Source organism: Nocardia pseudovaccinii NBRC 100343, from assembly GCF_001613225.1.
Lineage (GTDB): Bacteria > Actinomycetota > Actinomycetes > Mycobacteriales > Mycobacteriaceae > Nocardia > Nocardia pseudovaccinii.
Genome location: NZ_BDBY01000267.1, coordinates 1 through 9410, shown reverse-complemented (window position 1 = coordinate 9410; position 9410 = coordinate 1). Strand labels below are relative to the sequence as shown.

9 protein-coding genes are annotated in these 9410 nt (G+C 63.2%); 3 read left to right on the top strand and 6 right to left on the bottom strand.

What is annotated here, in order from left to right:
- Both NP3_RS33190 and NP3_RS33185 read left to right on the top strand, forming a co-directional pair.
- On the top strand, nucleotides 1-821 hold an 821-nt coding region (locus NP3_RS33190; protein ID WP_218024984.1), incomplete at its 5' end, for an alpha/beta fold hydrolase.
- A gap of 371 nt (nucleotides 822-1192) precedes the next feature.
- Nucleotides 1193-4006: an aminotransferase class I/II-fold pyridoxal phosphate-dependent enzyme gene (locus NP3_RS33185; RefSeq protein ID WP_063045695.1), complete on the top strand. Its 2814-nt coding sequence runs from the start codon at nucleotides 1193-1195 to the stop codon at nucleotides 4004-4006.
- A gap of 64 nt (nucleotides 4007-4070) precedes the next feature.
- Here the strand turns inward: NP3_RS33185 and NP3_RS33180 are convergent, their stop codons facing one another.
- The 6 genes from NP3_RS33180 to NP3_RS33155 all read right to left on the bottom strand — a co-directional run bounded on the left by NP3_RS33180 (nucleotide 4071) and on the right by NP3_RS33155 (nucleotide 8578).
- A complete protein-coding gene (locus tag NP3_RS33180) occupies nucleotides 4071-4838 on the bottom strand; it encodes an ESX secretion-associated protein EspG (protein WP_245721214.1) in 768 nt (255 codons plus the stop codon).
- A gap of 123 nt (nucleotides 4839-4961) precedes the next feature.
- Nucleotides 4962-6128 carry a WXG100 family type VII secretion target gene (locus NP3_RS33175; RefSeq protein WP_063045694.1) on the bottom strand — a complete coding sequence of 389 codons (1167 nt, stop codon included), beginning with the start codon at nucleotides 6126-6128 and terminating at the stop codon, nucleotides 4962-4964.
- Entirely contained in the window at nucleotides 6125-6646 is a 522-nt protein-coding gene (locus NP3_RS33170; protein ID WP_063045693.1) for a hypothetical protein, read from the bottom strand. Before NP3_RS33170 ends, NP3_RS33175 begins: the two co-directional genes overlap by 4 nt.
- Nucleotides 6647-6702: 56 nt before the next feature.
- The gene (locus NP3_RS33165; protein WP_245721213.1) at nucleotides 6703-7284 is read right to left on the bottom strand and encodes a DUF3558 domain-containing protein; all 582 of its coding nucleotides are present in this window, start codon (nucleotides 7282-7284) and stop codon (nucleotides 6703-6705) included.
- A 200-nt stretch (nucleotides 7285-7484) separates the two neighbouring features.
- Nucleotides 7485-7691, bottom strand: a complete 207-nt coding sequence (locus tag NP3_RS33160) for a DUF397 domain-containing protein (RefSeq protein WP_063045691.1) — start codon at nucleotides 7689-7691, stop codon at nucleotides 7485-7487.
- Nucleotides 7688-8578 carry a helix-turn-helix domain-containing protein gene (locus NP3_RS33155; protein ID WP_063045690.1) on the bottom strand — a complete coding sequence of 297 codons (891 nt, stop codon included), beginning with the start codon at nucleotides 8576-8578 and terminating at the stop codon, nucleotides 7688-7690. Before NP3_RS33155 ends, NP3_RS33160 begins: the two co-directional genes overlap by 4 nt.
- Before the next feature lie 267 nt (nucleotides 8579-8845).
- On the opposite strand from NP3_RS33155, the gene NP3_RS33150 reads away from it, so the two are divergent.
- Entirely contained in the window at nucleotides 8846-9031 is a 186-nt protein-coding gene (locus NP3_RS33150) for a hypothetical protein (protein ID WP_063045689.1), read from the top strand.
- Nucleotides 9032-9410: the final 379 nt, after the last annotated feature.

The following is a 9410-nucleotide window of genomic DNA, read 5'->3' as shown; positions in this document are numbered from 1 at the left end:
CTGATCTGTCCGAGGTCAGGATGTGCTTCCGTGACGAGGGTGATCCGTCGGGGGAACCGCTGCTGATGATCATGGGGCTCAGCTCCCAGCTGATCCACTGGCCCCAGGAAATCGTCGACCACCTCGGTGAGCGCGGCTACCGGGTGATCCGTCCCGACAACCGTGACAGCGGTCTGACCGAGTGGAAGACCACCCCGAGCCAGTACTACCTGCGGGCGATTGCCCGCGACGCTGTCGAACTGCTCGATTATCTCGATATCGAGCGGGCGCACGTCGTCGGCGCTTCGATGGGCGGGATGGTCGCCCAGCTACTCGCCATCGAGCACACCCCGCGGGTGCTCTCGCTGTGCTCGATCATGAGCACGCCGCATTTTCTCATCGGCATGGCCGATGGGAACGTGCTCGAGGAACTGCTGAAACCGATGCCGCCGGATCGTGCGGACGCGATAGAGCAGATCACCGACCTGTACACGCTCATCGGCTCGAAGACCTACGCCGACCGTGAGAGCCGCCACGCACTCGCGACCCAGGCCTACGACCGCGCACGGCATCCCGACGGCGCGGCACGCCAGGTGACCGCGGCCGTGATCGCTCCCGACCGCAGGAGTCGCCTCCAGCGGCTGCAGTTGCCCGCGCTGGTCATTCATGGTGCCGAAGACACGCTCATCAAGATCGCCGGGGGCGAGGCCACCCACGCCGCGATCCCCAACTCGACCTACCTGCCGTTCGACGCAATGGGCCACGACTTCCCCGAGCCGCTATTCGATCAGATCGTCACGGCCATCGCCGAAAACGCGGCCCGGCGTCCCGCGGTCGTGTGACGCCCGCGCCGCAGCCCGGATTTCCTTTGGGCTGAGGTGTGACATGCCACGCGATGAAGACGCCGCAGTCAGCGCTCAATAGCTGACACGCGATGGACGGCGGAAAGTGACCGTGCCCGGGCCGGGCCGACCGATCCGGCAGTCATGATCCGCCGTCCGTATCGCGGTGAGCTACCGACGCGGCCGCGCCCACCAGGGAACCAACGGATCAATTCGGAACGAATTCGGCCTCCGACCTGAAACCGCGGCATCCTGACGGTTAGCTGGGAAATTGATCGGCCGCGGGGGACAATATTTGCAGGGATCATTCCCGGTGACCGTTAATATTCGACAAATCACCTCGCCTACCGATCGAGGGCGAAACTGACGATATGCACCGAAACGGCGAGCGCCCGAAAGGGCTCAGTGTCTCCGCGCTGGCGGCGGTAGCGAACCCGTCGTACTCGCGAATCGACACGTGGAATCTGCTCGACGACGCGTGCCGTCGGCTCGCCGATGTCAACCGTGCCGGGCTGGACACCACCCATGAAGCCGCCCGGGTGCGCCGCCTCCTCGATCGTCTCGGTGCCTACGAGCGGTACTGGCTGTACCCAGGCGCGGCGAGACTGGCGGCGTTCCGCGGATATCTCGCCGACCTGGCAACGGTGCGGCTCACCGAGGAGGTGTCGCTGGCTGTGCGCCTGCTCTCCGAGTACGGCGACGGTACAGCTGTGTTCGACACGTCCGCGCCGTTGGCCGATCAGGAACTCGTGGCGCGGGCCAAACAGCAGCAGTTCTTCACCGTCCTACTCGGCGACGATTCTCCGCCCGAGGCTCCCGAGAGCCTGGCGGAGAGCGTGCGCGCGCTGCGCGACCCGTCCGACGATGTGCAGTTCGAGCTGCTCGTCGTGTCGAGCATCGAGGACGCCATCACCGCGGTCGCGTTGAACGGCGAGATTCAGGCGGCGATCATCCGGCATGACCTGCCGCTTCGTTCACACGACCGGGTGCCGTTGATGACCACATTGCTCGGCGTCAACGACGACGTGGTCGTCACCGAGCGCACCCAGAACTGGGTCGAATGTGGCGAGTGGATCAGGCAGCTGCGGCCTCATATCGATCTGTATCTACTCACCGACGAATCGATCGCCGCGGAGAGCGAAGACGAGCCGAACGTCTACGACCGCACGTTCTATCGGCTCAACGATGTCACCGACCTGTACAGCACGGTGCTCGCCGGCTTCCGGAGCCGGTTCGCCACACCGTTTTTCGACGCCCTGCGTGCCTATGCGGCCGCGCCGGTCGGCCAATTCCACGCCCTTCCCGTCGCGCGTGGCGCCAGCATCTTCAACTCCAAGTCGCTGCGGGATATGGGCGAGTTCTACGGCCGCAACATCTTCATGGCCGAGACGTCGTCCACCTCCGGCGGGCTGGACTCACTGCTGGACCCGCACGGCACGATCAGGGTGGCGATGGACAAAGCCGCGAAGACCTGGTGTGCCAATCAGACGTACTTCGTCACCAACGGAACTTCCACCGCGAACAAGATCGTCGTGCAGGCCCTGACCCGGCCGGGCGATATCGTTCTGATCGACCGCAATTGCCATAAGTCGCACCACTACGGCCTGGTGCTCGCCGGGGCGTACCCGAGGTACCTGGACGCCTACCCGCTCGAGCCGTTCGCGATCTACGGAGCCGTGTCCCTGCACACCATCAAGAAGGCCCTGCTGGACCTCGAGGCGGCCGGACAACTGGACCGAGTGCGCATGCTCCTGCTCACCAACTGCACCTTCGACGGTGTCGTCTACAACCCACGGCGCGTGATGGAGGAGGTCCTGGCGATCAAGCCGGACATTTGCTTCCTGTGGGACGAGGCGTGGTACGCGTTCGCCACCGCGGTGCCGTGGGCACGGCAGCGGACCGCCATGGTTGCCGCCGAGCAACTCGAATCGACATTGTCCTCACCCGGGTACGCCGCGGAGTACCGCAGGTGGCGTGCGTCTATGCAGGGAGTCGACCGTGCCGAGTGGAGCAACCGCCGACTGCTTCCGGACCCGGTGCGCGCGCGTGTACGTGTGTACGCGACGCATTCCACGCACAAGTCGCTGTCGGCGCTTCGGCAGGCGTCGATGATCCATGTCCGCGACCAGGATTTCAAAGCTCTCGTCCGAGAGTCGTTCGGTGAGGCGTTTTTGACCCACACCTCGACCTCGCCGAACCAGCAACTGCTGGCGTCGTTGGACTTGGCGCGTCGGCAGGTCGACATCGAGGGCTTCCAGCTGGTCCGCAACGTCTACGACATGGCACTGGTCTTCCGTCACCGCGTCCGCAAAGACCGGCTGATCGGCAAGTGGTTCCGCATCCTCGACGAGGACGACTTGGTGCCCGACGAGTTCCGGCCCTCCGAAGTCAGCTCGTACCGACAGGTCAGACAGGGTGGCTTGGCAGAGTGGAACGAGGCGTGGCGGTCCGATCAGTTCGTGCTCGACCCGACCCGGGTCACCCTGTTCATCGGCAAGACCGGGATGAACGGGTTCGAATTCCGCGAGAAGATCCTGATGGACCGGTTCGGTATCCAGATCAACAAGACCTCGATCAACAGTGTGCTCTTGATTTTCACGATCGGCGTGACCTGGTCGAGTGTGCACTACCTGCTCGACGTGCTGCGTCGGGTGGCTACCGACTTCGAGCGCAGCCGGGGCGCGGGCGGTAAGGCCGATCACGCCCTGCAACAGCGCCGGGTCGACGAGATCACCAAGGATCTACCGGCGCTGCCCGACTTCAGCGAGTTCGACAGCGTGTTTCGTCCCGACGGCGCCAGCGTGTTCGGCGACATGCGATCGGCCTTCTACGCCGGGTATGAGGAGTCCGACCGCGAACACATCCTGCTCGGCGACGCCGGGCGACGGATCGCCAAGGGGAAGACCCTGGTATCCACCACCTTCGTCGTCCCGTACCCGCCCGGCTTCCCGGTGCTGGTACCAGGTCAGGTGCTGTCGAGGGAGATCCTGTATTTCCTGGCCGAGCTAGACGTCAAGGAAATTCACGGCTACAACCCCGACCTCGGGTTGTCGGTCTTCACCGAGGCCGCGCTCGCACGGCTGGCCGCGACTCGGCACGCAATTGCCACGGCGTCCGGCGATGGGCCACAGGCAGCGACCGCGCTGGAGTCAGCTCACGCGGTGGGTCGGATGCAGTCGCGATAGCGAGCGCACCATCGGCGCGCGCCGAGCTGGTCACCGCGTATGGCGAGAATCCGGCGCGATCGCATCACCAGTTGTCGGGGTCGTCGCCACGGAGTCGTTTCAGGGCCAATTCGATCCAGGTTTCGAAGAAATTGGTGAGGTCGCCGGTGGTGGCAGGCCGGACGGTGATGTGTTCGCGGGTTTGCTGCTGAACGTATCGGCCATCGCCTTCGGCATCGAACCATCCGAGGGCGTACCAGGGGGCCGGGCGGCTGTACAGGTATCCGGCGAGCAGTCCGGCGACACCCGCGCCTGAGCGGTGCTGAGTGAGACGATCGAAACGTTCCAGCGGACTGTTGCGGCCATGGCCGTGTCCGTTATTGCTGGAACGCAGGTCCGCCACATGGAAGGTGTCCGGTTTGGCGCTGCCCGGAGGAACCGAGGGCAGAATGGCGGCCAAGCGTGCCGCTAGTTGTTCGGTGCGGAACAGCCGACAGCGGATAGGGCTGTCGACACCGTCCGTGGCGGTCTGGGTGAGCATCACCGCGTGATAGGGAGTCCGGGCACCGAGGACGCGGTATTCGCGGGGTTCGCCCTTGCCGAGAACCGTTGAGTCACCGGCGATTTCAATGCGCAGCTCCGAGGTGGTGAGGGTGTGCAGGGCGAGGTTGATCTGCTCGGTTTCCTCGACACCGTAGCGGGCACGCACGGCGGCCCGATGCGTGGCGACCTCGTCGTTGGTGGCCAAACGGCTGACATAGCGCAGCGGGTGCGGGAACCGGTCGTTCGCGTCGCTGTACCACAGCGCCGCGAAATCGTCCGGCTCCCAACTCCATTCGGCCATCGTGGTCATCCAATCAACATCATGCGGCGGGCTCGGCACCGCCCGGGGTACGGCGTAAGTACCTCAGGACAGGGGGCGAGCCAGCGAAATTCAGATAAGAAAGGTTTCGACGGCCGATACTTCGACCGGGGATCAGCTCGGTGTCGATCCGGGTTCGGCGTGGTCACCGCCGATCACGCCGCCGGGAACAGTTTTCGGGCCGGGCCCGAGCAACTCTTCGGTGTTCTCCATGTTCCGAAGCCACTCGGGGAGCTGATGGGAGTCGTCGTCGCCCTTGGATTGGCCACGGCCAGCGCCCATTCCACCCATTCCGCCCATTCCTGAGGTGCCGGTGCCGGTGGTCGCCGCGCGTGCCGCGTTGGCCGTCGTGCCCGTGGCGGTCGGTGTACCGGGCACGCTGCTGCCGGGCTTGCCCGAGGTCGTGCCGGAGGTGCCGCCCAAGCCGCCGCTGCTGCTGCCCGTGCCGCCCGAGTAGCCGCTCGGCGTAGTCGAAGTGCTCGTCGTCGGGGTCACCGAACTCGGTTGGGTAGCCGAGGTGGTCGACGGGGTCTGCGACGACGAATCGGTACTCGTGGGAGTGGTCGACGAATCCTGCGAATTGTTCGTCGTTGGATCGGTGGTGGGCTGCGAATCTTCCTTCTGGTCGCCGCTGCCCTGGTTGCCAGTCCCGGATGTCGGGTTACCGCCACCGTTTCCGGATGTCCCGGGGGTGTAGCCGTCGTTCTTGATTTCGGGCGCCTTGTACAACGGATCGGTCGGGCTGTTCGGCACCGGGAGCACCGGAATCTGCTTATCCGCCGAAACGAATGTATTGACGTAATGACTGCGCATGGCTTCCCGGGCTGAGCTCTCGCAATCGTTGCGCACCGCAGCGGAATTGGGGCCGTGGTAGATACCGAGGTTCCAGCTCTTCGGGTTGTACCAGGATCCGCCGTCCGGCGGCTTATCCACGGCTTTCTGAGTATCGTTGACGCCGTTGGCCGCTGCCGACACCCGGTCGGCAAGGTTCTGTAGCGGTGTTGTCAGGTCCAATGCGGCCTTGGCGTACTTGCTGATCGCGTCCCGCGAACTCTTCGCGGCAGTGCCGTCCCAGGCGGCCGAACTCGAATGATTGATCCGGTTGGCGAAAAGTTCTGCCGCCGAAGCCCAGTCCGTTGCGATCTGTACATACTCACTGGAGCCATTGTGCGCCTCGGTCGTATTCAGCGGAGTGAAGGCGTTGTAGATCTTCCAATGGTTCCAGCTATCGACATGTTCCCCGCCGCCGGAAATCTTCGATGGCTCGTTCGAATCGGTCATTTCGACGCACCAATCGCCGGGGGCGTTGTCACGCCCAGTTGGGTCGGGCTACCAATCTGGCTGACTCCCCAATCCGCCTTCAACTCGTTGTAGCGAGCGGCGAATGCTTGATCCTGCTCGACGTATTTCTGGGCGATTGTGCGGTGGAGGTTTTGGATGTCGTCAACGATCTGATAGTGCTGTTCCAGAATGTCGTACACGTTGTTGTTCGAGTCCGTGGCTGGATCGGCAATCTTGGCCTTGCCACGGAAGCGAGCCACCAGTGTGGCGGCCGAGATCATACCGTCCGTCGACTCACCGAGACCCCAGTTCTTTCGGTTCGAGATCCTTTCCGCGATCCGCTGAAGTCGGCGGATCTCTTCTTTGAAAGCCTCGCAGTCGCGCTCGATGTAGACGAACTCGTCGGCGTTGACACGCACTTTGTCGCTGAAACTGACAGTCAGCTTGCCGTCCTGAGCGTCCTTGATCGCGCTGGCCAGCGGGCCCGACGATGATAATGCCGTGGAGTCGCCGCTCATAGTTCGTGGTCCTCCCCAAGGGTTTCCAACCGTGATCGACCGGAGTTCGTTCAAGTCTAGAGAGTGGCAGGTATCGCTGGAACAATCCCTTCCGCAAGACGCTTGGCGATGTCACAGGAGTGCTGGGCGGCAGTCAGTTTGGCCGAACGCGGGTTGGTGATACCGACCTCCAGGCTGCCGCCCCTCATATCAACAATCAGTACGCAGTTCTCATGTTGATCCGTCTTATCATCGCTTGGGCGATAGGTAAGTGCCGCCCGCCCAGCCACGTTGGACTCTTCGGTGACAGTGAACTGACTGTTCGCGCGAACGATTGCCAAGGTGATATTGGTGGTGTCGATCGTGACAGCGTATCCATCGCCGCCGCGCTGAACCCAGTCGCAGCCGCGCCACTTGTAGCCGCCGGGCCTATCTGTGATGTCCGGCGTCGGCTTGATGAGCTGTTCCTGCTGAATCACCGACTGCGGGATGTCCTTACACGCATCGAACCCCGTTGGCACATCCGCCGCGATGGTCGGCGTCGCCGACGCACTGTTCGTGCTGCCCTTCGACTCCCCACCGGAGTTGCATGCCGAAACCAGCATGATCAGCCCCGCACCGAGAACCGCACCCCGGATCACACCACTCCAGCTGGCCATCTCGTCCTCTCGAACCGGTGCCATCTCTGACCTGGGGTCGGACCGGCTTCCCCGCCCCCGCAAGCTCGTCTAGACCGTACCGGTCGGGTCATCAGCATGCAAAGCGTTCATCGCGGCTGCAATCCCGGAGGAACGCTGAATCGGAAGAACCCCAGATACCGAAAGCATCTGGGGTTCCTATGAATTCACATGCACGCCGTTCAGGACTGCTCGAACACCCCGCTCTGCACACCCGCCGTGAACGCATCCCACTCGGCGGGGCTGAACACAAGAGCCGGGCCCTGGGGGTTCTTCGAGTCCCGCACCCCAACCGTGCCCCCCTCGAGGTGAGCAACTTCCACACAGTCTTTCGTCGAGCTGCTGCGGCTGCTCTTGTACCACTTCGCCCCGGACAGATCGACACTCACGCTCTGTGCTCCTTCGCCACAGCCAGGATCTTTCGCCTGGACTTGCTCTCATCCAACGCTACACGTCCGATCTCGGCGAGCGCAGTCCGATAAGGTTCCACCTCCGCGTCACGTTCCAGGTACAGATCACCTCTGTATTCCTCCACGTAGACGATCGGCGGTTCCGTGAGCTTGGACTGCGGCAAGCGCGGAAACTCCATGAGCGAGCACGATCCGACGAGCACGCCGAGATGGTTGCGGGCGTTGAACGGGACAACTCGTATCGAAACGTTCGGCAGGGCACCGACTTCGGTCAGATGCCGGAGCTGTTCACTCATCACTGCTGGACCGCCCATCTCCTCGCGCAGTACAGCTTCCGACAGCAATATCTCGACAGCAAACCCCGGATCTTCCAAGCGTCGCTGCCTGCGTATTGCCCATTCAATTCGCTTCTCTATCAGCTCAGAAGGCAAATCGGGAGACTCGATCCAAGCTATCGCACGGCGGTAGTCCGGGGTCTGGAGCAGGCCCGGAAGTACGGCCAACTTCCACGCCGTCAATCGACTTGCCGCCTCCTCCAAAGCCAGGTAATGGTCGAAGTCCCCGGTGATCTGATCGGCATACGAACGCCACCAGCCCCCACCGCGTTCCCGCGCGGCCCGCACCTCCTGGACCAGCCCCAACAGGATTCGCCGTTCGTCGTCGATGGCCCCGTAGGCATCGCAGAGGGCGTTGACCTGAAAGCTGGTGATCCGGGTCGATCGCCCTTCCTCGATGCGACCGATCGATTGCGGGGAGGTTTCGGCCAGCCTGGCCGCTTCGGCTTGATACATGCCCTTGACCGTCCGCAATCGGCGCAGTTCACGACCGAGGGCACGACGCGCGAGGGTACTGCCGGTAACGCTCATATCGTTAGCCTCACTATGTAGTGACCGGACTTTTGGAAGCCGTCAGCAGGTGGCGCTCACGTGGCGGTATCCGCGGAGAAAGTGTGGCGATATTACGACGGAAGCGGGCGATTGGGGATGCCGTTTTCCGAAAGTCGGGTGTGTACTTGCATCACCCCGGTAGCCGGGAAGTACCCACCGTCCAAGCGAATCCCTTTGTATCACAGGCGGTTTCGGCCTCGGCTACCGGGCATCCCAGACACTCACACCCACGTTCGGAGTATCCGCATGCACGGCCTGCCGGTAACGAACCACAGCGAATTGCCCGTGATGACAATCGAATACGCGCATCTGATTATGCAGAACCACTTGGACTGCCAGGCGTCGATCTGCCCCGTCAAAGCACAGGCGAAGAAGCGGCTCATCGAGGCCGGCCGGTTCGTCCCGGCCGATGTTCCGCACCTGGGTTTCTGATATGGGCGCCGATCCCGTTCAGCACCAGCATCCGAACCATGCGATGTCACCGGCCCAGATGCATCGGGAGATATCCCGCGACGTACACGCCGACTGCACGGTGCGGACGTGTGCGATGTTGCGCGGCTGTTGGACACGCCTGATCGAGACGGGACATCCGCACCCCACCGATTCGCCTGACGACTGCCCCACATGCACCAGATCATCTGCCTGACAACAGATCTCGCACGCCGAACAACCAAGGGATGCTGCCCAATGCTTGCTCAGATCGTCATGCTCAACACCCTCCCCTACGAAGTATGGCCGACCCATGCGATGGGGAAACTTCAGGCCGATCCGCGCGCAGAGAACACCGGTCAGGCGGACCGATGACCGCCAG

Bases quoted from the DNA above. Each gene is read 5' to 3' on its own strand.
- NP3_RS33185 (WP_063045695.1), top strand. From the start codon at position 1,193: ATGCACCGAAACGGCGAGCGCCCGAAAGGGCTCAGTGTCTCCGCGCTG.
- NP3_RS33180 (WP_245721214.1), bottom strand. From the start codon at position 4,838: ATGACCACGATGGCCGAATGGAGTTGGGAGCCGGACGATTTCGCGGCG.
- NP3_RS33175 (WP_063045694.1), bottom strand. From the start codon at position 6,128: ATGACCGATTCGAACGAGCCATCGAAGATTTCCGGCGGCGGGGAACAT.
- NP3_RS33170 (WP_063045693.1), bottom strand. From the start codon at position 6,646: ATGAGCGGCGACTCCACGGCATTATCATCGTCGGGCCCGCTGGCCAGC.
- NP3_RS33165 (WP_245721213.1), bottom strand. From the start codon at position 7,284: ATGGCCAGCTGGAGTGGTGTGATCCGGGGTGCGGTTCTCGGTGCGGGG.
- NP3_RS33155 (WP_063045690.1), bottom strand. From the start codon at position 8,578: ATGAGCGTTACCGGCAGTACCCTCGCGCGTCGTGCCCTCGGTCGTGAA.
- NP3_RS33150 (WP_063045689.1), top strand. From the start codon at position 8,846: ATGCACGGCCTGCCGGTAACGAACCACAGCGAATTGCCCGTGATGACA.